General features: G+C 41.2%; 20 protein-coding genes. 9 read left to right on the top strand and 11 right to left on the bottom strand.

Going from position 1 to position 23,811, the window contains the following annotated elements; genetic code table 11:
* Window positions 1–3: 3 nt before the first annotated feature.
* The 4 genes from SLH46_RS03280 to SLH46_RS03265 all read right to left on the bottom strand — a co-directional run bounded on the left by SLH46_RS03280 (window position 4) and on the right by SLH46_RS03265 (window position 3,958).
* Window positions 4–897 carry an ABC transporter ATP-binding protein gene (locus SLH46_RS03280; RefSeq protein ID WP_320279719.1) on the bottom strand — a complete coding sequence of 298 codons (894 nt, stop codon included), beginning with the start codon at window positions 895–897 and terminating at the stop codon, window positions 4–6.
* 566 nt (window positions 898–1,463) lie between these two features.
* Entirely contained in the window at window positions 1,464–2,045 is a 582-nt protein-coding gene (locus SLH46_RS03275) for a hypothetical protein (protein WP_320279718.1), read from the bottom strand.
* A gap of 194 nt (window positions 2,046–2,239) precedes the next feature.
* A complete protein-coding gene (locus tag SLH46_RS03270) occupies window positions 2,240–2,824 on the bottom strand; it encodes a hypothetical protein (RefSeq protein ID WP_320279717.1) in 585 nt (194 codons plus the stop codon).
* A gap of 549 nt (window positions 2,825–3,373) precedes the next feature.
* Window positions 3,374–3,958, bottom strand: a complete 585-nt coding sequence (locus tag SLH46_RS03265; protein WP_320279716.1) for a hypothetical protein — start codon at window positions 3,956–3,958, stop codon at window positions 3,374–3,376.
* Window positions 3,959–4,219: 261 nt separating this feature from the next.
* On the opposite strand from SLH46_RS03265, the gene SLH46_RS03260 reads away from it, so the two are divergent.
* The 3 genes from SLH46_RS03260 to SLH46_RS03250 all read left to right on the top strand — a co-directional run bounded on the left by SLH46_RS03260 (window position 4,220) and on the right by SLH46_RS03250 (window position 7,398).
* Entirely contained in the window at window positions 4,220–4,909 is a 690-nt protein-coding gene (locus SLH46_RS03260; RefSeq protein WP_320279715.1) for a 2-phosphosulfolactate phosphatase, read from the top strand.
* Window positions 4,910–5,028: 119 nt separating this feature from the next.
* Window positions 5,029–6,132, top strand: a complete 1,104-nt coding sequence (locus tag SLH46_RS03255) for an acyloxyacyl hydrolase (RefSeq protein WP_320279714.1) — start codon at window positions 5,029–5,031, stop codon at window positions 6,130–6,132.
* A gap of 96 nt (window positions 6,133–6,228) precedes the next feature.
* Window positions 6,229–7,398 (top strand): MalY/PatB family protein, encoded by a 1,170-nt coding sequence (locus tag SLH46_RS03250; protein ID WP_320279713.1) that lies wholly within the window; start codon window positions 6,229–6,231, stop codon window positions 7,396–7,398.
* 189 nt (window positions 7,399–7,587) lie between these two features.
* Here the strand turns inward: SLH46_RS03250 and ruvC are convergent, their stop codons facing one another.
* Together ruvC and SLH46_RS03240 are read right to left on the bottom strand one after the other, a co-directional pair.
* On the bottom strand, window positions 7,588–8,139 hold the full coding sequence (ruvC, locus tag SLH46_RS03245; protein WP_320279712.1) for a crossover junction endodeoxyribonuclease RuvC: 552 nt from the start codon (window positions 8,137–8,139) through the stop codon (window positions 7,588–7,590).
* Between the two features lie 294 nt (window positions 8,140–8,433).
* Window positions 8,434–9,321, bottom strand: coding sequence for a DMT family transporter (locus tag SLH46_RS03240; protein ID WP_320279711.1), 888 nt, complete (start codon window positions 9,319–9,321; stop codon window positions 8,434–8,436).
* A 93-nt stretch (window positions 9,322–9,414) separates the two neighbouring features.
* On the opposite strand from SLH46_RS03240, the gene SLH46_RS03235 reads away from it, so the two are divergent.
* On the top strand, window positions 9,415–9,975 hold the full coding sequence (locus SLH46_RS03235) for a hypothetical protein (protein WP_320279710.1): 561 nt from the start codon (window positions 9,415–9,417) through the stop codon (window positions 9,973–9,975).
* A gap of 73 nt (window positions 9,976–10,048) precedes the next feature.
* Here SLH46_RS03235 and SLH46_RS03230 read toward each other — a convergent pair whose 3' ends face one another.
* The gene (locus SLH46_RS03230) at window positions 10,049–11,938 is read right to left on the bottom strand and encodes a tetratricopeptide repeat protein (RefSeq protein ID WP_320279709.1); all 1,890 of its coding nucleotides are present in this window, start codon (window positions 11,936–11,938) and stop codon (window positions 10,049–10,051) included.
* Window positions 11,939–12,166: 228 nt separating this feature from the next.
* On the opposite strand from SLH46_RS03230, the gene lipA reads away from it, so the two are divergent.
* Together lipA and lipB are read left to right on the top strand one after the other, a co-directional pair.
* Window positions 12,167–13,030 (top strand): lipoyl synthase, encoded by an 864-nt coding sequence (gene lipA, locus SLH46_RS03225; protein WP_320279708.1) that lies wholly within the window; start codon window positions 12,167–12,169, stop codon window positions 13,028–13,030.
* Window positions 13,031–13,145: 115 nt separating this feature from the next.
* On the top strand, window positions 13,146–13,814 hold the full coding sequence (gene lipB / locus SLH46_RS03220) for a lipoyl(octanoyl) transferase LipB (RefSeq protein ID WP_320279707.1): 669 nt from the start codon (window positions 13,146–13,148) through the stop codon (window positions 13,812–13,814).
* 285 nt (window positions 13,815–14,099) lie between these two features.
* Here lipB and SLH46_RS03215 read toward each other — a convergent pair whose 3' ends face one another.
* Window positions 14,100–14,996: a thymidylate synthase gene (locus tag SLH46_RS03215; RefSeq protein WP_320279706.1), complete on the bottom strand. Its 897-nt coding sequence runs from the start codon at window positions 14,994–14,996 to the stop codon at window positions 14,100–14,102.
* A 216-nt stretch (window positions 14,997–15,212) separates the two neighbouring features.
* Here SLH46_RS03215 and SLH46_RS03210 point away from each other — a divergent pair, with 216 nt between their 5' ends.
* The 3 genes from SLH46_RS03210 (at window position 15,213) to SLH46_RS03200 (ending at window position 21,390) form a co-directional block, all read left to right on the top strand.
* Entirely contained in the window at window positions 15,213–16,481 is a 1,269-nt protein-coding gene (locus SLH46_RS03210; RefSeq protein ID WP_320279705.1) for a Gfo/Idh/MocA family oxidoreductase, read from the top strand.
* 125 nt (window positions 16,482–16,606) lie between these two features.
* The gene (locus tag SLH46_RS03205) at window positions 16,607–20,008 is read left to right on the top strand and encodes a DUF1080 domain-containing protein (protein WP_320279704.1); all 3,402 of its coding nucleotides are present in this window, start codon (window positions 16,607–16,609) and stop codon (window positions 20,006–20,008) included.
* 68 nt (window positions 20,009–20,076) lie between these two features.
* Window positions 20,077–21,390, top strand: a complete 1,314-nt coding sequence (locus SLH46_RS03200; RefSeq protein WP_320279703.1) for a sulfatase-like hydrolase/transferase — start codon at window positions 20,077–20,079, stop codon at window positions 21,388–21,390.
* A gap of 93 nt (window positions 21,391–21,483) precedes the next feature.
* Here the strand turns inward: SLH46_RS03200 and SLH46_RS03195 are convergent, their stop codons facing one another.
* The 3 genes from SLH46_RS03195 to ybaK all read right to left on the bottom strand — a co-directional run bounded on the left by SLH46_RS03195 (window position 21,484) and on the right by ybaK (window position 23,743).
* Window positions 21,484–22,059 carry a PhnA domain-containing protein gene (locus SLH46_RS03195; RefSeq protein ID WP_320279702.1) on the bottom strand — a complete coding sequence of 192 codons (576 nt, stop codon included), beginning with the start codon at window positions 22,057–22,059 and terminating at the stop codon, window positions 21,484–21,486.
* 50 nt (window positions 22,060–22,109) lie between these two features.
* Complete coding sequence (gene trpS / locus SLH46_RS03190) at window positions 22,110–23,111, bottom strand: tryptophan--tRNA ligase (protein WP_320279701.1); 1,002 nt, start codon at window positions 23,109–23,111, stop codon at window positions 22,110–22,112.
* Between the two features lie 158 nt (window positions 23,112–23,269).
* Window positions 23,270–23,743: a Cys-tRNA(Pro) deacylase gene (gene ybaK, locus SLH46_RS03185; RefSeq protein ID WP_320279700.1), complete on the bottom strand. Its 474-nt coding sequence runs from the start codon at window positions 23,741–23,743 to the stop codon at window positions 23,270–23,272.
* Window positions 23,744–23,811 lie beyond the last annotated feature (68 nt).

Here is a 23,811-nt window from a genome sequence, read left to right as displayed (position 1 = left end):
GGTTTAAGCGTTTGACCACTGGTTTAGTTTATTCTCCATAAAATGCACATAGGCATGTTCAAGATTCGGATCCATAAGTTTACCCTGGAAACCATCTATTTCATTGGCTACTACCTGAACTTCCCAGCCTCCGTCAATCGGGATGGTAGAAATTACAGGATATTTTTCGTTTATCTCGAGGTACTCCCGTTCGGTGGCCTGTATCAGCCAAACATGTCCTTCGGCCTCTTTCACTAAATCTTCGGGCGATCCGGCAAAAGCCAGTTTGCCTCTGTTAAGCAGCGCCATATTATCGCAGGTACTCGAAATATCGCCAACAATGTGTGTCGACAGAATAATAATTACGTCGCGGGTACTTATGGTGGAAAGTAAGTTCCGGAAACGGATACGTTCCTCGGGGTCGAGTCCGGTGGTTGGCTCATCAACAATAATAATTTTCGGATCGTTTATTAATGCCTGTGCAATTCCCAAACGCCGTTTCATACCACCCGAAAGTTTATTGGCATTCCGGTCGCGAACTTCAAATAATCCAACTTCTTCCAGCATTTGATCGACAGCCGATCGACGAACTGCTGCGTTTCGCATACCTGCCAAACGTGCCGTGTAATCCAAAAATTCGGATGTTTTTAGTTTTGAGAAAAAACTAAAATCCTGTGGCAAGTAGCCTAACATCGAGCGGATTTCCCTGCGGTTTTTCGATAACTCGTAATCGTTATAATAAACTTTACCACTCGACGGTTTCATCAGGGTTACCAAAATTCGCATCAGTGTGGATTTACCTGCACCGTTAGGCCCAAGCAGACCAAACATACCGTTCGGAATTTCAAGGTTTAAGTTGTTTACAGCGTAACTGCCACCCTTGTAAACTTTGTTTAGATTTTCGATTTTTATATGCACAATGCAATAATATTTATAAAGAACAAAGCCTTGGACTTGCAAAGCCTCGAATCGTTTAATATTGTTGGTGCACTTTTGTTATTAAAATTACACTCTATCTTATAAATTTACACCTGCAGTATATTTTTCATGATAAAATGCTTTTGGCTCCCTGAATCATCCGACACAACTATCAGCGCAAACAAAAAAAGGCTTTGCCTCTGCAAAGCCTTTAATACCAAAACTTAAAATCTATTTTTATACAAAGATTCGATACAATTACAAGCATCATTCCTCAGAACGCTTCCGAAGTTTGATGCGATATAAAAAAACAGAGCGGGAGTTACTTCTTACCTTTTTACATGGAAAAATGTGCCTGACTTTTGGAGATTAAAACTGTTTTCTCCGCTCACTTAATTGTTTTCACTTGACCTGAGCAAATGTAATATGCGCAAACAAAGCAATCAAAACACTGCGTTGTTTACGCTTTAAAACACGACGAAAAACAGTTTCGCCGGGCAAAATACTTTTCATAATAAAAAGAGCGCAGGGAGTTAACGCTTACAGATTAAAAAACACGCCATCCTTTATAACTTAGCAATATATTTATGATCTTTTACTTTATCGGTAAGCACTACTTCGTAGGTTCCATGCTCTAAATGGCTCAAGTCAAAACCTTTTTGAATGTCGAGGCCCCTTCCTAAATTATAGCCATAAACATGTTCGCCATCTTTGTAAACATTAAGGAAAACAGGCTTTTTCGAAGTATTTAAAAACGAAACATTCAGATGTTCGTTTTTCATACAAAAGTAGGGCTCGAAACAACGGGTAGCGTCCTCAACCGAAATATTATTGTCTTTTACGGTTATTTTCCGGCTGATGCTTTCATTCCCGTAATTTATACAAACACAAAATTCGCCTTCGCCTAATTCCGACAAATTAAGCATTTGCTTAAACTCTTTACAGCGTTCGGTTTGTTTGTGATAAAGAATTTCTCCGTTGGAGTTAGACAACGTAACCTGTAAAGGAACATTGTAATCAGACTTGTAGGCAACCAATGCAGTATTATCTTCTACCTTCACTACATTCATCTTTGGTAAATCGGTGGCATTTGCAGCTACTGCAAATAATAACACCAGGGTAAAAACCACCCATGCTTTTGTTTTCATGACTTTTCTATTTAATTGTTTTCTAATTAATTGACATGAAAAAAGGATGTTTTGTTACACCCTAAAACCTACTAATCGACGAACAACTCTCTATCGATGACGAACACAAAATAATCCGGCCTAAACAACTGGACAAAAAAAAGGCTACCAGTGCAAATCTGATAGCCTTAACTAAACCAATAACATTTTCTATACTATTTTACTAAACTATATGAAAAATCATTATTCATTGAACTCAGTGTTACTTCGTATTTACCTTCTTTCAAACCTGAAAGATCGTATCCTGAAGCGATGTTAAAATCTTTTCCAAGACTTGATTTGTATACCAAACCGTTTTCATCGTAAATATTCAAACTCAGTTGCTCCTGGTCGAAATTCAGATAAGACAGTTTTAATACGCCGTCAGCAAATGCAAAGTAAGGATCGATTCTTAGTTTCGACTCTCCCACAGAAATACCTTTCGATGCAACACTAATGTCTTTCAACAAACGTGTGTCGTTAATGCGAAGGTCCATGGTGTAATTACCATTTTCAAGATTTTTAAAATCAAAAATCTTCTGATAGCTTGTTAATGGCTTTGTTGTTTGTTTGTAATAAACCAACTCACCATCTTCTGAATGGATGCTCAACTGGAATAATTCAGCATCTTCGTTCAAAATTGAAACTACTGCTCTGTCGGCCGATACCGGCACTACATTCATTTTCGGTTTCTCAACGGCTGTTGCAACTGCTACAATTGCTACTGCCAGTACTGTAGATAATAATTTAATTGTTTTCATAACCATTCGTTTTTTTGTTTAACATTGAATGACAGTACAAACATATATGTTTTACAGCATATATGCCAAATAACATGTTTAAAAAATTAAATAAGTCGTTAATATTTAACATTAGACTTAACATTGTTCTTTTTAACAACCGCTTAACACCTTTATTTACAGGGCTTCAAAAAATTGTTTCGCCGCATTACAATTTTCGTGCCATTTTATTTAGAATAATATTAAATAATGTTTAGCTTATTTTCAACAGAGCGTTAAGTCGCATATTTAAATACCTTATTGTCTTTATTTACAGCACACTACCACACGGCCTGGCAATTCAAGAACCAAAGTCATATCCATCATTTTTACCTCAAAAAAGCACCAAAACGCCTCACAATAACGCCAGAACTTCAGCCTAACACATTCCACCCTTTCCGAAAATATGGCCCACAAAACAGCCTCCGCAACCATTTAACACAAAAAAAATCCGGCAACAATTCCGGATCAAAACAAAAAAAGGCTGCCGGTACAACCGACAGCCTTTCTAAACCAATAACATTTTCTAAACTATTTTTCTAAACTAAAAGAAAAATCATTATTCATTGAACTTAGAACCACTTCGTATTGTCCTGCAGCCAAAGCCGAAAGATCAAAACCTGTTGCAACGTTGAAGTCTTTACCCAATTTTGATTCGAAAACCAAACCATTCTTGTCGTAAATAATCAAATTCAAGTTCTCCTGGTCGAAGTTCAAATAAGTAAGTTTTAAAACATCGTTAGTAAATGCAAAATAAGGATCGATTCTCATTTTCGATTCACCAACAACGATACCGTTCGACGAAATTGCAATATCTTTAATCAATCGTGTATCGTTAACACGTAGATCCATTGTATAATTTCCGTCCTCTATATTTTTGAAATCAAATACCTTCTGGTAAGTATTCGATGGATTTGACGCTTGCTTATAATATACCAGCTCTCCATCTTCAGCGCGAATGCTCAACTCGAACAATGCATCAACTCCATTCAGAATTGAAACAACTGCTCTATCCTCAGAAACAGGAACTACATTCATTTTAGGTTTCTCAACGGCTGTTGCAACTGCTACAATTGCCAATGCCATTACTGTTGTTAAAAATTTAACCGTTTTCATAACTATTTGTTGTTTTTGTATTCAATTTTAAATCACTCTGCAAACATATATGTTTTACAGCAGGCATGTCAAAAAACATATTAAAAAAAATAAGTATCTCATGAAAATTTAACATTGGGGGCTATATGACGAATATCAGTTTTGCAGAATACCTTTATTTACAGGCTTTATGTAAACAGGACACTAAGTATCTCAATTATCATGCCATTTTCGATTTAGCTGTGTTAAATAATTTTAGTATTTTTCAAAAAACGTTAAAATATGCATATAAATATTCTGCAACTCGCAGATGGCGCGAGAAGCGCGAAAGGCACAGTTGTCATTATCGATGTATTACGGGCATTTTCTACAGCCTGTTATGCCATTAATAAAGGAGTTGAAACTATTATTCCGGTTGGCGACATTGAATTAGCTTATCAATTAAAAAAAGATAATCCCGACTACCTTTTAATTGGCGAACGACACGAACGTAAACCCGAGGGTTTTGATTTTGGCAACTCGCCAACACACATTAACGCTGCAACTATTGATGCTAAAACGATCGTTCAGACTACAAGTTCGGGTACGCAAGGAATTGTAAACGCAGTTAATGCCGACGAAATAATAACCGGCAGTTTTGTTAATGCGGGCGCTATAGTTAACTACATCCGAAAAACGAAGCCCAAAGAGGTTTCGCTGGTTTGTATGGGTTTTGCCTGCCAATACCCCACTGCCGAAGACACGTTGTGTGGCGAATACATAAAAAATGAGCTGGAAGGACGACCAAATAATTTCCCGGCAATGGTTCAGCAGATAAAAGAAACTGATGGTGCCCGCTTTTTTGATCCGGCAACTGAAAGCTGGTCACCCGAAAGCGATTTTCACCTGTGTATGGATTTAAACCGTTTTGACTTTGTATTAAAAGTAAAAAAGGTGGGCGATTTAAATTACCTCGAAAAGATTACGCTTTGAGCCAGGCAGTTATTCTCCCTAATCCATCTCCGGAAATCGCAATTTGTTCGTTATATTTATACATATATTAATAGTGGGAATGTAATCAAGGTTAAATTCAATTTACAAAAGCGACTTACATGCTGAAGTCAATACAACCCTGCTCAATAATCCTCAGTACGCTACTTCTTAGTACGTGTAGCTCCTTTCAGGCTTCTTCGCAGGAAAGTATCGACATTTCCTATATTTCAGGATCGGTGTTGGTTCATGCCAAAAAGATAGAACCAATTTCCCATCAGCCCGTCGATGGACTATCCATCAATTACACGTTTAAAAATACAAGAGGCGAACACTGGCGAAAATTTTACAACTTCCCAAACTACGGAATCAATTACACTTTTAAATCGTTTAACAATCCCGATGTTGTTGGAAACGCCCACGCGCTCACAACCTTTTTACAGCTATCTTTTCTTAAACGGCATAATGTTTTCGACGTTGGATTCAAAGGCTCAGCCGGCCTTGCTTATTTAACCGAGAAATTCGACGAGATTTCAAATCCCGACAATCAGGCAATTAGTACCCATTTAAATATTGCCGGCGAAGTTGAATTTTACACCCGGCTGACATTTCATCCTGTGTATATTGGCTATTCCTACGGATTAAACCATTTTTCCAACGGTCTTATTGAATCGCCAAATCTCGGGCTTAATACATTAAATAATCATTTTACGCTGGGCTGGGCGTTCGAAAAACAAGCAGAAAAAGTAAAACCGGACGAGGAAGAACGAGCCCGGCTCATTAAAAATGAATTCTGGGCTTATGCCTCAACCGGCGCCAACAAAGTTAGAGATTACGACAAACGGTTTGTGTTTTTTGCAACTTCGCTCAACTATTCCAAACAAATCAACCCGATCAATAAAATCGGGATAGGTTTCGATTTCATTAACGACGAAGCTTTAAATCAATACGCTATAAAAAACTACAACTTTAATGGAGAATCTGATCTAAGTTTTCGTTGCGGGCCAAATCTTCAGGGCGAATTTTTATTTGGCAACCTGAGTATTCTCGCGGCTTATGGTATTTTCTTTGGCGATCCTTCCAACTACGTGTCGCGTGGTTATTATAAAGTGGGTGCAAAATATTACGCCAAAAACATTATCGGAATTGCAATGATTCGTGCTGTCCCTAAATTTAAAGCCCAGGTAATTGAGTTTGGTTTGGGATATCGATTTCCATGGAATTAAAATTGAGAAGAAAAAGAATTCGATTATCTTCGGCGAACAAAATTTTGATGGTGGCATTCAATGCCATTGCTTTACACCATACATCATACCCTTGTAATGAAAAAATACAATTTCGACGAAATAGTTCCACGCAAAGGAACCAACTGTTTAAAACACGATGCTCTCGAACAATTTTTCAAATCGGCCGACGCTCTGCCACTTTGGGTGGCCGACATGGATTTTAAAACACCCGATTTTATTGTTGACGCCATAAAAAAACGCGCCGAGCATGAAATCTTTGGTTACACCTTTCGTTCCGATTCGTATTACGAGGCTGTGATTTACTGGATGAGCCGACGTCACCAGTGGGACATCAAAAAAGAATGGATATCGTTTAGTCCCGGTGTTGTAGCAGGATTGACTTACGCCATAGAAAGCTTCTCGAAACCAGGCGAAGGTGTTATTGTTCAGCCACCGGTTTATTTCCCGTTTTTCGACAGTGTTAAAGGCACTAACCGGAAAATGATCGAGAATCCATTGAAAAAAGAGAACGGTCGTTATACTTTTGATCTGGAAGATCTGAGATCGAAGATCGACGAGAACACCAAACTGCTGTTGCTTTGTAACCCACAAAATCCTGGAGGAATGGTTTGGACACGCGAAGAACTGGTTGCACTTACAGATATTTGTCTCGAGAATAACATCATGATTATTTCGGATGAAATTCATTCCGACTTAATTTATAATGGTCACAAACACATTCCATTGGCCAGCATTTCAGAAGAAGTAGCACAGAACTGCATGGTTAGCATGGCGCCAAGCAAAACTTTTAATGTGGCCGGGCTTACCTCATCGTTGGTTATCATTCCTAACAAAAGAAAACTGGTAGCCTACGAACGCACCATTGGTGTTGGACACTTACACATGGGTAACATCTTTGGAACAGTAGCACTTGAGGCGGCTTATACACACGGCGACGAATGGCTGGCGCAACTGCTGGATTACCTGTGGGGAAATTACCAATTGCTTGAACGTTTTATTCAGGAAAAACTGCCACGTGTTAAAGTAATGAAACCGGAAGCTACTTACCTGATCTGGATGGATTTTTCGGATTATGGCATGAAAAACGAAGAGCTGTCGAAGTTCACCACAGAAAAAGCAGGTGTGGCGCTAAATGATGGCGGACGCTTTGGAACCGGCGGCGACGGCTGGTTACGTCTGAACATCGGTTGCCAGCGAAGTGTATTGCAGGAAGCGCTTGAGCGTCTGGAAAAAGCATTTGCTTAAGCAATTTTTTGCACCGTCTTTCAAGGCGGTGATACAGAATTTCCCATCTCTGTTAGATTTTTATGGATTTTTGTAGAATTGAATTTACAAAAATCCATAAAAATCAAGAACACTGTTACTGCTTCCATACACCACTCTAAAGAGCGGTGCAAAAAATACAATTACCAGCAATCGTATTTCGAATCGAACTCATTTGACCTTACCGGGATTCTTTTTAACAAAGTCTCCCCAGTTTTTATACTCCTTCGATTTCTGCGGCTTGTTCATTTGAATGAAATGACAAATAGCCACAGCAACGGCATCGGTTTCGTCGAGTACTTTATCCATGTCTTTCAGGTCGTAAACTTTTTGCAGAAAATAAGCTACCTGCTCTTTCGACGCACGGCCCATTCCGGTTATGGCCTGTTTTACCGACAAAGGAGCGTACTCGTGTATCGGCACGTCGAACATCAGTGCTGCCGCCATTAATACGCCTTGTCCACGCCCCAGCTTTAACATCGACTGTACGTTTTTACCATAAAATGGTGCTTCAATAGCCATAACATCAGGGCGATATTCTTTTACCAGGTGCAGCGCCCGCTCGTGCAGGTATTTCAGTCGCATATAATGATCGGAGTATCGCTTGGGCGTAATGTTTCCCATGTGCAAAATAACCGGCTTTTTATCTCTCACCTCTACCAAACCATAGCCGGTTACCGTTGTTCCGGGGTCGATGCCCAATATGCGAAGCGGTTTATCCATTCGATGAAAATAGTAATTTGTTGCTAACCTTTTGGCAAAAGTACAGATTATGTTTTTTGAACCACAATAGACACATAGATCACAATAAACTTTAACGAGACTTGTAGTTTTAGTTGGTTGCTATTTGCCAATTGCCTATTCAACCAGAAATCTTCAATCGTTCTCCTTCGTGTTACTCTGTGCCTTCTTTGTGAATCTTTGTGGTTTAATTTTTTTACCACGAAGAACTCAAAGTACCCACTAAGTTTCACAAAGTCATTCCGAAATCGTGAATCAGAATTCGCAATTCATCATTCAGAGCCTTTTTCTCCGATCGAGCTGCTGAACCAACACACCTGAGATAATAAATAACAAACCAACAAAAGTTGTGAAGTAGATGGTTTCTTTTAGAATAAGGTGAATAAATACCAGCGAAAGGAAAGGAGCAAAAAATACCAGGTTCCCGATTTTGGCGTTGCTGCTGGTTAGGTTCATGGCTTTTAACCACAATACATAAGTAATTCCCACCTCAAAAATACCGGAGTAAATGGTGGCAATAAAAGCTTCGCCCCAATGCACTTTAAACGACGAAAAGATGGCTACAACCGGAGTCAGATAGATAAGACCAATGGCAAAATTGAGGAAGAGTTTTACCACCTGATCGCGTGTGTCTTTTACATTAAATATCCAGTACAACGACCACAGAATGGAACTTCCAACCGCCAGCACAACACCCAGCGGATTGGTGTTACTAAATCCGTCGAAACCTCCCTGAGAGGATATAAAAAACACTCCAACAAAACTGATTAGCAGTGCCACAAAGCTAATCCAGCTGATCTTTTGCTTTAGCATGGGCACCGAAAGCAGTGCCAAAGTAATCGGCCAGATCATATTCAGCGGTTGCGCCACCTGCGCCGGAAGTAATGAATAAGCTTTAAACAACACCAGGTAATAAAGCAACGGATTAAAAGCCCCCATTAACAGCGAATACAACCACTCGCGTTTGGTCTGTTTAAAGATTAAATGCGTTTTACGCTGGCCCACCAACACAAAAAACAGCAACACCACTGTTACTGCCGACACATAAAATATAAGCTGAATAAAATCGTACTCGCGCAACGCCAGTTTAAACGATGTGGCCACGGTTGACCAGAATAAAACCGCCAATCCGGCGTATAAATATGTTTTTACGGTTCGCGACATAGCTGGTAAAATCAGAACGCCAAAGTACGAAAAGAAATTGAATGGTATTTTGCATGTCCAGACAAAACAACAACAAAAAAACGGCTATATTTAATGCAACAAAAACCAAAGGTTATTGAATACACAAACACATATATCACAAATTATGTGACCATTAAACACAGCATCAAGACTCTGATAGTAATGAAACATTTCAACATAAAAAGAAATAAATGGATTAAAAGAATATTCACGATTTCGATAATTATTTTAACAGTAATTGTTGGAATGAACCACCGAAATAATGGAAAATCCGAAAAAGAGAATTTATTAAAAAACGGATTGTTTGCAATAGGAGAAATTATTGACTATTCATCTCCGAAATCAGCATTAGCTGCCCCGAATGTATCAAGTACTGGAAAACCAGCAGAACTACAATTTTCTGTTCGTATAAACGAACAAGAATATATTTGCGATTATGATGAATGGTCTGGGGAAATTCCACATGAAGGGATTGAGGTTGGAAATAAATATTTGGTACTATACCCTAAAGATTTTTCATCAAAGGAGTTTAGGATGCAATTTGATTATCCAATAAAGGATAGTACGGATTTTAAAAGATATGTAGTCGAGTTTGAGAAACGAAGAGAGGAGAAGAATAAAAGAATTGAATGAAATATTTTGAAACATAATACCTCCTAGATTACGATTTGCTCATCATCACCCCGCACACAAGTTAACAATACACCTAAAACTCCGAATTCTCAATAGCCCGCATAAATAAACCTTCTTTTCCTTCCGGCTCTTTATCAGGATACACTTTTCGTAACTCCCTGTATTTCTCACGCGACTCCTCGGTAAACACACTTCCCGGATAACTGGTTAGCATTTGTTTGTACAGCTCTTTTGCTTTTTCCTCCTGCCCGAGGTGGTAGTTATAAATTTCGGCCAGCAAGAACAAAGCATCGTCGCCCAGCAGGTCGTAACTAAAGTCGGTTACAATGGTTTGCAAATACTCGGCAGCCAATTCGTAGTTATTGTTATCCATTTCAATTTTCGCCTTGCGGTAAAGGATATTATCCACCAGTGTGTGATACGGATACGTTTCAGCCAAACCATCCAGAATCGTCAGTGCCTCTTCGCTCCTGTTTTGAAAAAAGCGCAAATCAGCCTTGGCAAACATGGTTAACGGAACCGCTGTCGTATCGAGGTTGAGGTTATTACCAATCAACATCGAAAGTTCCATTGCATCGTTTGCTGTTAGTTTCGAAGTACTGGCTTTTAACACATCCAGCTGTGCTTTTGCCCAGCTAAAATTGCCCATGTAATAACCCAGTTTTGCTTTCTTTAATTTTACCTCATCTCTAAGCGTATTCTTTTTGTTGGCATCAATTACCTGCGAGTAAATCAGCATCGCTTCCCACGGATCGTCGGCATACACGTAAATATCCGCCATTTCAGTTTTAAGCTGCCCCAGTTCTTCGGGTTTTAACTGCGGAACTTTTTCGCCTTTCTCCAACACTGCAATAGCGTCTTCTGTGTCGTTTAAATAAAAAGCCAGCAAATGCGCATATTCGCGCACCAGGTTCAAAGTTGCCGGACCAATTTTCAGGTACAACAAACCATTTTCAAATTCATCAGCCAAAGCTTTTCCCTGTTCCAAAGTTCCTTCCGAATCGTTGGTATATTCCATGTATTTTGCATGAATATTCCTGGCATAAGCCTGTGGAAAAAATGAAGTTTCCTCCCCTTTATCCATTAAATATTCGTATGCTTTTTGGGCCTGTACATACTCTTTGTTGCGCAAAGCAAGGTCTCCCAATTGTGCAATTTGTGCATCCTCGGCACCGGTTCGTTTATCCAACGCTATCGACTGACGCAGCGCACTCGAAAATTTCTTTTCCTGCAAAAAGAACCAGATCAACAGCCGGTTATAACCAATAACATTTGGCTCGGCCTGAATACGTTTTAACACCTGCTCGCGAAACTGGTCGCGCAATCCATCATCAATATCCAGCCGCATGGCCGTCGACAAACTGCTTTGCACCCGCGCCAGATGTTTTTCCCCTTCTTCCAAAAGATTTAGGTACTCTTCCATCATATTGGTGTAATCGCGCAAATACATATACGACCGCGCCAACTCGTAGTTAAACGACTGATCGGGCAATGTTTTTCGGCCTTTCAGATAAACATCGCGGGCCAAACCGTACTCGCCCCACGACAAGAAAGAATTTGCCGTAGTTAAAAAAGATCCCTGGTTCGCCGGTATATTGTTTATCGCATCCTGAAACATTTCCTGCGCTTCCTCATTTCGGTCTTGGCTTTTATAAACCTGCCCCAAATGCACATAATATTCCGGTCGTGGTGTTTTTTGTTTTTTAATCTGGCGTTGAAGTTCCGACTCGGCCTCGGCAAACTCATTCAGACTAATCAAACTATTTATATAATACCTGAAATACGTACTGTTTCGTGTTAATTCGTGCACCTCTTTAAGCAAAGGCGCTGCTTTTTCGAAATCTTTTGCATTGTAATACCGAAGAGCCAGACTCGACTTGGTTTGAATCTCGGAGCGCTTTTGTTGCGCAAATCCTGTATTCAATCCGGTAATTAATATCAGTAGTATAATGAAGTGTCTCATTGTTTTCAGCTTGTTGTACAAAAATAACACAGTTGTTTAAACTATGCTTTTTTTAAGAACAATTTTGAGAGTTAGGAGTTTAATCAATTTTAGTTTGATTTTAAACTTTTACATTTGCAGAAATTTTTCATGAATTATCGGATTATTCTGGTTGATTTTGAATTTTGACGATGTACTTGAAAAAGACGCAGAATAGAACGATATAATAAATTTTAGTCAGTTTAGGTTATGGCACATGAGTTGAAAGGCAGAGAGCGACTGCCGAAGTGGATGAAGATGAAAATGCCGAAGGGAGAAAGTTATTCGAAGGTGAAAAACCTGGTGAACAAGCATGGTTTGCACACCATTTGCACCAGCGGAAACTGCCCGAATATTGGCGAATGCTGGAACAGGGGAACAGCAACATTTATGATTTTAGGAAACATTTGTACCCGAAAATGTAAATTCTGTGCCGTACCCAACGGAATGCCGCTTGCTCCTGATTTGGAAGAACCTAAAAAGCTGGCAGAATCGGTGCGAATTATGGGCGTAAAACACTGTGTTATTACTTCGGTTGACCGCGACGATTTGGAAGATCAGGGCGCAGGAATTTGGGCCGAAACCATTCGCGAAGTAAAACGTGTGAATCCGGAAACTAAAATTGAAGTGCTGATTCCTGATTTCCGTGGAAAAATGGAATTGGTACAACAGGTGATCGATGCCGGGCCGGATGTGATTTCGCATAACCTGGAAACCACCGAAGAACGAACTCCGTTTATCCGTTTTGCGGCAAAATATCGTCGTAGCCTGGATGTGATAAAATACGTTGCCGACAATTTCGGACGGGCAAAATCGGGTATCATGCTTGGTTTGGGCGAAACGCACGAGGATGTGCTAAAAACTATGGACGACTTGCTGGAAGCCGGTTGTAAAGTAATGACCATCGGTCAGTACCTGGCTCCAACAACAAAACATATGCCTGTGGTAGAATACATCGAACCGGAGAAATTTGTGGAATATCGCAATATTGGCATCCGCAAAGGCTTTAAGTTTGTTGAAAGCTCGCCGCTGGTTCGTAGTTCGTACAGGGCCGAAGAACACGTAAAAGCATAAAGAAAGCGATTAGTATTCAGTCGCAGTTGATAGATAAATTGTAAATGAGTTACTGAGTTAGTGAGGATGAAAACTCGTAACTCGCGACTAGCAACTCTTAGCTAAAAAAAGCAAAATGGCAGATTTTAATTTCGTCGATCTTGGATTAAAAGAATATAAAGCGTGCTGGGACTACCAGGAAGAACGTCTTCAGGAGCTGGTTACACAAAAACGTAGCACCGGAAAACCTTCAGCTGACAATCATTTTATTTTGGTTGAGCATCCACATGTTTATACGCTGGGTAAAAGTGGCGACGAAGCCAATATGATGGCCAATGCCGATTTCTTAAAAAAGATCGAGGCCACTTATTTTAAAATTAACCGCGGTGGCGATATCACCTACCACGGTCCGGGACAATTGGTTGGTTACCCGATTATCGACCTGGAAAACTACAAAATTGGCGTGCGCGAATACATCGAAAAAATGGAGGATGCCATTATTGCAACGGTTGGCGAATACGGACTGGCAGCCGGTAGAAAAGAAGGTGCTACCGGTGTGTGGCTTCAACCCGACCACAAAGTGCGTGCACGAAAAATTTGTGCCATCGGGGTGCGTGTTAGCCGCTACGTTACCATGCACGGTTTTGCGCTAAACGTAAACACCGACATGCGTTACTACAATTACATCAATCCGTGTGGATTTGCCTCATCGGCGGTAACTTCAATTCAGCAGGAGCTGGGTAGAGAAATTTCGATGGACGAGGTAAAAGAGATCGCAAAAAGGAAATTTAATGAAGCTTATTAATTGACTGGTCACTGGTAATTAGTCAGTTGACAAGGTTTCGAACTGCGGGCCACTAGCTTCGAGTTCTTTCTTCTTTGTGCACCTTTGTGCCTTCTTGGTGCAACTTTGTGGTATAACCCTTTAAACACGAAAACTTGAACCACAATAGACACATAGGCCACAGCTGTTTAGTTTACTACTTCTAAATTGTTCTATTGCTAAATTGCTCAACTGAAAACTGCGGCTGACAACTGTAAACTTTCTTACTTCTTCTGCATTCTAAAAACATTAATCGCCATTCGTCATTCAATTCTGAGTTTCTGAATCACCAGATTCTTTTATTCGTTTAACAATTTCAGCCTCCGCATTATCGTACACTTTCCGAATTAGCGGATCGTTAAAATTCATGGTGCGCTCTTCAAAAGCCATATCGTTTATCCGCTCAAACAGGCGTTCTTTTGCGCTGCGAATATCTTTCCCGTAAATGTGATACGAATCGGCCTGCCAGTTCATACGACCCAGTTTTACCGTCTTTCCTGTTTTTTCTGCAATTCCGGCAGCTACCACATCTTTACTGAATTGAATAAATCCGAACATATTCAGAAATCCTGCATTCCAGGCATCGTTACTACGGTAGCGAATATTACTGTTGAGCCACCAAATACCATCTTCGTCTTCTAAAATCCGGTACCACAACGATTGTAAACTTGGTGGATCGTCGCAGGTAAAATCAATGTTAGGCATCCAGGTAATCATTTGCGCTTGTCGCGTAAACGGCTGTTCAGCCAACTTATCGATCACATTCTTAATCTGATCCACTCTAAAAGCTCCGACCTCCTTTGATTCTCCGTCAACCAATTCTTTCCAAACGCCATAATTTTGCAAACGGCCATGATATTTGTATTCCGGTCTTTTATCTTCCGGATCGTTCATATTTTTTACCAGGTGATCTTTCAATCCTTCCAGTTCCAGCACGTATTCCCGCAAATCGTCAACACCTCCGGGAAAAGCCATGTGGATCATCGGATCGATCTCCGGCTCCAGTATCGTCAAATTCATGGTACAGTCAATACTTAGTGGATCGCCCGGCCGGTCGTACTGTGTTTTAAACCGGGTTCCTTTACCATATAAATAAATAAGTGCTGTTTCGTATGCCTCGGCCAACGATTTTCCTGTTACCGAAATCACCGGAATGTTCTTCATTTTTATAAGTTTAAGCGATTGAATTGATCGAACGGATTTAAAGATAGAAAAAAGCCCGGCGTATGAAACTTTGGGGTGTATAAAAAATTAGAAGGCCCCATGAACAATTTATCAAGTTTTGCATTTTTTTAATAAGTCTTTAATTTCTTAAGAATTTATTTATAAAACTTTTATATTTTTATCCGATTATAATTAATAATCTATAACCAATTAACCATGAGTAATAAACCTACTTCGAGAAGAAGTTTTTTAAAAGGTGCATTGGCTGCAGGAGCCGGCCTGGTTATCGTTCCGCGTCACGTGTTGGGCGGCAACGGATATCTTGCACCATCCGACCAATTAACAAAAGCAATTATCGGTGTCGGCTCAATGGGCCGCGGTCATATTCCTTACGAGGGCACACGCGTTGTTGCCATTTGCGATGTGGATACCGAACATCTTAAATTGGCAAAAAACCTGATCGACTACGATGTAAAACAGTTCACTGATTTTAGGGAAGTTTGCCAACTGCCCGAAGTTGACATTGTGCACATTGCCACACCACCACACTGGCATGGGATTATGGCTGTTGAAGCTGCCAAAGCCGGAAAAGACATTTGGTGCGAAAAACCAATGACACGTACCATTGGCGAGGGGAAAAAAGTGATGGAAGCCGTAAATGCGCATGGTCGTATGTTCAGGCTGAACACCTGGTTCCGCTTTAAAGACCAGTTTTATGGACTGGGAACCGATGTAAAACCGTTGAAAAAAGTGATTGACAGCGGCATTTTAGGATGGCCGCTGAAAGTCACCGTTAGCGGAATTACCGGCTACAACTGGAAATTCTTCTGGCAGGGTAAACACAATCTTGCTCCGCAATCGGTACCGAAAAACCTTAATTACGATATGTGGTTAGGGCCTGCGCCTTACAAACCATACAATGAAGAGCGTGTTCATGCCAATTTCCGAGGCTATTGGGATTACGATGGCGGCGGACTGGGCGATATGGGTCAGCACTACCTCGATCCTGTTCAATACATGCTGGGCAAAGACGATACCAGCCCGGTAAAAATTGAGGTTGACGCACCACAACAACATTACGATGCCGTGGGTACCTGGCGACGTGTAACTTACACTTATGCGGATGGTTGCCAGATCATTCTCGATGGCGAGAACCGCGACAAAGATGCAGCTTATATTGAAGGCCCAAACGGCAAAATCTACCAGGGATTCCGCTCGGATATTCCTAATCTGCAAAGCTTTATTAAAACCTTACCTGATCCTGAACCTCAGATCGGTTTATTCTCGGAATCAGTAAAAACGCGTAAGAAGTTTGCACTGAACGAGACCAACGGATTCCGGTCGGCAACGCTTGTAAACCTTGGTATTACTGCAGTTCGATTGGGACGTACATTGCATTTCGATCCTGAAAAACTGGAGTTTATCGATGATGAAGGCGCAAACCGCCTGATCAATCAACCAATGCGCGCTCCGTGGACAATCTGACCCCCATCCCCCTAAAGGGGGTTAAAAACATTTGCAACGCAAATGGAACAAGTCCCCTTCAGGGGATTTAGGGGTAAGAAATAAAAATATTAAGGATTATTGATAAAGTATTAATGACAATTACAATGAAAAAATATATAGTTCAAATAACTACGATCTTGCTGCTGACCTGCCTGAGTATGGCCGGAATGGCGCAGGATAACCGAACACTCGACACCAAAGTTGCCGATGTGCTGGCACAAATGCCAACAAAAAATCTCACGCACCGCGACAAAGCGATGAACGACATCTTTTTGATGGGCAACGAGGGCTACCAAAAACTGGCAGCACAACTTGTTCCGCTGGGAACCGGCGATGACACTGCCGTACGTTTTGCACTAAACAGTTTTTCACGCTATGCCAGTCAGTTTGGCAAATGTGATGAACGTGCTTTTGCCGAAGAGAACCTTTTAAAAGCACTCAGCACTGCAAACGACGTTGAAGTGAAGACTTATCTTCTCAACCAACTGAACCTGGTTGCCGGTGAAAAGACAGTTGAGCAGGTTAAAAACTACTTAACCGATGAGCAACTTGTGGAACCGGCAGCACAAACTATTTTATCTACCGAAGATCCGAAAACAGCAGAAGTATTTTTGGCGGCGTTCCCCAAAACTAACGGAGTAACTCAAATGACAATCGTTCGGGCTTTGGGCCAGTTAAAATGCAAACGCGCTGTTCCGCTGATCACTCCTTTGTTAGGTGCAGAAAGCGAATCGATTCAAAAAACTGCACTGGCAGCACTGGCAAATATCGGATCTCCTGATTCTTATAAAACTTTGCTAAACGCGGCATCGGCTGTGGATTTTAATTACGATGCCACAAATGCTACCGAAGCATTTCTGACTTACACCAAACGTTTGGGCGAGCAAAACGAACTTGAATTAATGGAAAAAGCCTGCAAGGCTATATTTAAAGCCAACTCTGCAAGCGACCATCTACATAATTATTCTACCGCGCTCCGCATTTATGCCAACAATCTTGGTTACGAGGCTACTCCTCTTCTTATAGAAGCAGTTGATTCGCCGGATAAAGCATTTCGCTACTCAGCATTGAATATCGCAGAAAACCTGGGCGGTGTTGCCGACACGCGTAAGTGGATTGCCAAAGCTGAAACATCAAATGCCGAAGTTAAAGCAGAAATCATTGACATGCTGGGAAGACGTGGTTGCGAACAGGCAAACGATTTTGTTTTGTCCAGCCTGAATTCGGGTGCTGAAGTAGTTCGCACAGAAGCAGTAATTGCTTTGGCAAAACTACAGGGAAACAAAGCTATTCCAACATTAACAGCACATCTGGCACAAGGAAAAGATATTGAAGCAACAAAAGAGGTGTTGAATACGCTGCTTGATAAAGACCATTTATACCTGATTGCTGCAAATCTGGACGAAACAACAGGAAAAACCAAAGCAGCTCTTATCGGTCTTGTTGGAGCGAAAGCCGGCTCTCAATATTTTGATGAAATTCTGGCCGCAACTTCTTCTTCCGATGCGGATGAAAAAACCGCTGCTTTTGCGGCGCTAAAACAAGTTTCGTCTTACGAAAAAACTGATGAGTTATTAAAGCTTTTACTTTCTGTTTCTGACTCTGCAGAAATTGCAGAAACACAATGGGCACTAATCGCCGCAGTTAAAGATATTGCAGAAGAACAAGAGTCAAACGGCAAAGTTTTGAGCACTTTGGAGCAGTCTAATAAAAAAGCACGACTGTTCCCGATTCTGCCGACAATTGGAGGCGAAACAGCACTTGAAACGGTTACTAAATATTTTAATACATCAACCGGTGAGCAAAAAGAAGCTGCATTTACCGCCTTAACAAACTGGCAGGATTATGCCGCCTCAAAGCCATTATTCGAAATCTGCAAATCAGGAAATACAACATTCAGCCAACCGGCATTCGCAAGTTTTGCAAGGATGGTTGCCGGTGCAAATCTGCCCGACGATCAGAAATTGCTGCAATACCGCAAGATTATGGACTTTGCTTCATCTGCCGACGATCAGAAAAACGTGATCGCTGCCATTGGTCGTTTAAGAACATTCCTTTCGCTGGTTTATCTGGAGCAATTCCTGGATGAAGAAGAGCTGACAGCGACAACTTCACGTGCAATAATGAATATTGCCATGCCAAATAGTGAAGGAGAAGGCGGTTTAACGGGCGACATCGTTCGTCGGATTTTGGGCAAAGCTGAACAAACCTTATCGGGCGAAGACAGTGCTTACGACAAAATTAATGTTCAGAACTACCTTAAAGCAATGCCAAAAGAAAAAGGGTATGTATCGATGTTTAATGGTAAAAACCTGGACGGCTGGCAAGGAATGCTTTTGGATGGCAATCCGATAAAAATTGCCAAACTCAGCGATACAGAACGCGCAAAAGAACAGGAAACAGCCAACATTAAAATGATGGAGAACTGGAGCGTAAAAGATGGAATGATCATTTTTAACGGAAAAGGTGCCAACCTGGTTTCAGAGAAAATATACAAGGATTTTGATATGATCGTTGACTGGCGTATCAGCAAAAAAGGCGATAGCGGAATTTACCTGCGTGGCGCTCCGCAAGTACAGGTTTGGGATACCTCGCGCGTGGAAGTGGGTGCCCAGGTGGGCTCAGGCGGTTTGTATAACAACAACGCCGACAATGTACGCGATCCGTTGCTGGTTGCCGACAACCCAATTGATGAATGGAACACTTTCCGCATTACCATGATAGGTGCTTATGTAACGGTTTACCTGAATGGCGAACTGGTGGTTGACAATGTAAAAATGGACAACTACTGGGACCGCAGCATTCCAATTTTCAGCGAAGGGACTATTGAATTGCAGGCACACGGCAATGAACTGGCTTTCCGCGATGTGTATGTTCGTGAGATTAATACCAAAGAAATTGGCCTTACTCAGGAAGAAATCGACGAAGGATTTGTTTCCTTGTTCAACGGTAAAAACCTCGACGGCTGGCAGGGAAACAAGACCGACTATTTTGCGAAGAATGGCGAATTGGTGGTGAATCCACAAATGGGTGGCCACGGCAACCTGTTCACGGATAAGGAATACAGCGACTTTGTTTTCCGTTTTGAATTCAAACTCACTCCGGGCGCAAATAACGGTCTGGGAATTCGCGCGCCACTTGAAGGCGACGCTGCTTATGTGGGGATGGAGTTACAAATCCTGGATAATACTGCGCCTATTTATGCTAACTTGCACGAGTATCAGTATCACGGATCGGTTTACGGAACGATTCCGGCCAAACGCGGCTTTTTAAATCCGGTTGGCGATTGGAACACCGAGGAAGTGATCGTAAAAGGCACCAAAATAAAGATAACACTGAACGGTGAAGTGATTTTGGATGGCGATATCGCGGATGCCCGCGAAAATGGAACGCTGGATGGTAAAGATCATCCGGGCTTACAAAATGAAAAAGGTTTTATCGGATTCCTGGGACACGGTTCTGAACTGTATTTCCGTAATATCCGAATTAAAGATTTAGGTAAATAATCAATTAATTCGATGAAATAAAGTGGTGGCCTTGCACAAAGTAAGGCCATCACTCAACAACACTTTTTATGAAATTCAGTACTACCATTTTCACGCTTCTGCTAGCACTTTTAGTTTATGGCTGCCAAACAAAAGAAGAGCCGGCCAAACCCAATGTAATATTAATTATGGCCGACGACATGGGTTACGAATGTATTGGCGCCTATGGGTCAACATCGTATAAAACGCCAAACATTGATCAGCTGGCATCCAAGGGAATTCAATTCTCCAATTGTGTTTCTCAGCCTTTGTGTACTCCTTCGCGGGTGAAAATTATGACCGGGAAATACAATTACCGCAACTACGATTTTTTCGGTCACTTAAACCTTTCGGAGTATTCCATTGGAAACATCATGCAAGATGCCGGTTACGAAACTTGTATTGCAGGAAAATGGCAGTTAAACGGGATTTCCTATCAAGACCAGATCGAGGACTGGAACGATAACACCCGCCCCAATAAATTCGGATTTAAAGAGTATTGTTTATGGCAGCTTACCAAAGGGCGTAACCAGGGTGAAAGATATGCCGATCCTTTAATTGAACAAAATGGCCAGGTTTTGGATAGAAACGCCAACGATTACGGACCTGATATTTTTGCGAACTATATTATGGATTTTATCGAGCGAAATCAGGACAAGCCATTTTTTGCTTATTATCCGATGGTACTGGTTCACGATCCTTTTGTGCCAACACCCGATTCGGAGGATTGGAACCAACCTGAATTACGTTACAAAAACGATACAGCATATTTTAAGGACATGGTTGCCTACACCGATAAAATTGTAGGAAAGATCGCCAACAAACTTAAGGAATTGGGATTGGAAGAGAATACCATTCTAATTTTTACGGGCGATAACGGCACACACCCAACTATTTATTCACAATTAAACGATGAAACAATTCAGGGCGCCAAAGGAAATACCATCGATGCAGGTGTTCATGTTCCGCTGATTGTCTCGTGGCCGTCTCAAATTCAAAACAACTCAGTTTTTGAACCTTTAATTGAATTCAGCGATTTCTTTCCAACGCTGGCAGATGTTGTTGGCACCGAAGTAGAATCGGATGGCAAAAGTTTTTATCCTTTAATGACCGGAGAAAAATACATTCCGCGCGAAACTGCATTTGTGCATTACGATCCGCAATGGGGCAAGAATGTAAATAAATACCGCAACCAGTTTATTCGTACTTTGGACTATAAACTTTATCCCGACGGACGTTTTTATAACGTACAAACAGATAAACTGGAAAAGGCTCCATTAAATGCCGATTCGTTAAACACCCAGGAGTCGGAAGTAAAATTGATGCTGGAAAAAGAACTGGAAAAACATCCCGCCTGGAAGTAGTCGTCTTTGATTACAAATCCCCGGTAAAACAAAAATGCCATCTTTTACAACAATAAAAGATGGCATTTTTTTATCTCCAATAATTTGTTCTTCCTAGTTCTTCTTCACATACTGGGTAAGAATAACGATCTGCTGACCATTAACTTTTCCCTCAATATGCTCAGGATTATCGTGTACCAACGAAATATTACGAACAGCAGTTCCGCGTTTTGCAGTAAAACCACCACCTTTTACGTTCAGGTCTTTTATCAAAACAACTGTATCGCCGGCTTGTAAAACAGCCCCGTTACTGTCGAGGTGACGAACCACATCATCCGGATCAATTCCTTCGCCGGTTGCTTCGGCCCATGCCTGTGTTTCTTCGTCAAGGTAAAGCATATCAAGCAAATCCTGTGGCCAACCTTCAGCTTTAAGTCGGTTTAACATTCTCCATGCTACCACCTGAACGGCAGGAACAGTGCTCCACATGCTGTCGTTCAGGCAACGCCAGTGGTTGGCATCCATGGTCTCCGGATCGTTGATCTGACCAGAGCAGATTGCACAAATATAAATGCTGTCTTTTTCGCTTTCCTGTGTTGCCGGCGGCACGGTATAAACACGCAGGTTATCTTCCGATCCGCATAATTCACAAACCGAAGTGCGTTTTTGCATTTCTCTTTCTATACTCATTTTCTTATTTTACTGTCACTTCGGTCTTCCGACTCCCGTCTTCTATCTTCCTAAAACAGTTTCTTAAATCCGATTACATCCTTCACTTCCTGCAAAGTTTTTGCAGCTGATTCCTGCGCTTTTTCAGCACCCATTCTAGCCACTTTTGCCAGGTAGGCATCGTCTTTCAGAATTTCAATAATACGTTCGCGAATTGGCGATGTATAGGCAATAATATCCTCTGCCAGTTGCTTTTTCAGGTCGCCATAGCGAATTTCGCACTTGTTGTATAATTCATCGAAATGCGCCACAGTATCGGGTGTAGAAACGATATCCATTAGTGTAAACAAGTTCTGTACCGCTTCAGGTTTTTCCTGGTTCATTTCTGTTGGACCTGAATCGGTAACAGCACGCATCACTTTCTTACGTATCGATTTTGGATCTTCGTAAAGATTAATTGCATTACCTTCCGATTTTCCCATTTTACCGCTGCCGTCTAATCCCGGAACTTTAATCATATCGCCACCACCAAAAGTGTACGGACGAGGAATTGGAAATACATCAGATTTGTACATGCGGTTAAAACGTTTGGCAAATTTACGCGCCATTTCCAGATTTTGCTCCTGGTCTTTTCCAACCGGCACAAAATGCGCTTTGTGAATAATAATATCCGAAGCCATTAAAACGGGGTAAGTCAACAATCCTGCATTTACGTTATCCGGATTCTGACGGGCTTTATCTTTAAACGAAGTTGTACGCTCCAGCTCTCCCAAATAGGCATTCATATTTAATAAGGCATACAATTCCGAAACCTCAGGAACATCGCTCTGAATGAATATCGTTGATTTCTCAGGATCGATACCGCAAGCCAGATATTCGGCAAGCACTTGGCGCACACCCGACTGCAAATTCTCAGGCGTTGGATGCGTAGTCAATGAGTGAATATCAGCAATAAAAAAGTAGCAGTTAAAATCGTCCTGCATTTTTAAGAAATTCTGCACGGCTCCAAAGTAGTTTCCGAGGTGCAAATATCCTGTCGGTCGTATACCGCTTACAACTGTCGGTTTATTCATTATCTAATTTTTATATGGTGTTGTGCGCAAAGCGCAAAGCCATCTGATTTTTAAGTGAGTGCAAAAATAGAGATTCGTGGGGAAAGTAAAAAAATAAAATTCGCTACAGTCTAAAAATTAATACAGAAGAGGTGGTTTTGAATAAAAACGAGCAGAAATTACGAATCAATCAGGTCGGAAATCTTAGCTCCGGTACAGGCGATCAGGTCTTTTGGATTGATTTTTATCTGCATACCGCGTTTTCCGGCACTAACATAAATGTATTCGAAATTCAAACTGGTTTCGTGAATAAAGATCGGGTAAGGTTTTTTCATTCCCATTGGCGAGCATGCACCACGAATGTAACCGGTAAGTCCCAGCAGTTCTTTCATCAGCACCATTTCCACACTTTTATTCCCCGATATTTTTGCTGCCTTTTTCAAATTAAGTTCATCCGCTCCGGGAATTACAGCTACAAAAACGCCAGTGTTTTTTCCTCGTAGAACCAGCGTCTTAAAAACCTGCTCAACATTCTGCCCCAACGATTCGGCAACATGCGTGGCACTTAAATCCGCCTCATCAACGTGGTACTCAACCAGCTCGTACGTTATCTTTTTGCTGTCGAGTAAACGTGCAGCATTTGTCTTCTTCATCGTGAAATAATTTGAGCACAAAAGTTGAAATTTTTATGCGTTTAGACAAGTTGAATTGTCTTTCCTGA

It is taken from the genome of Draconibacterium sp. IB214405 (assembly GCF_033963885.1).
In the GTDB taxonomy this organism is placed as follows: Bacteria; Bacteroidota; Bacteroidia; order Bacteroidales; family Prolixibacteraceae; genus Draconibacterium.
The sequence above is the reverse complement of the archived record's forward strand: the minus strand, read 5'-3'. Positions and strand labels throughout refer to the sequence as shown.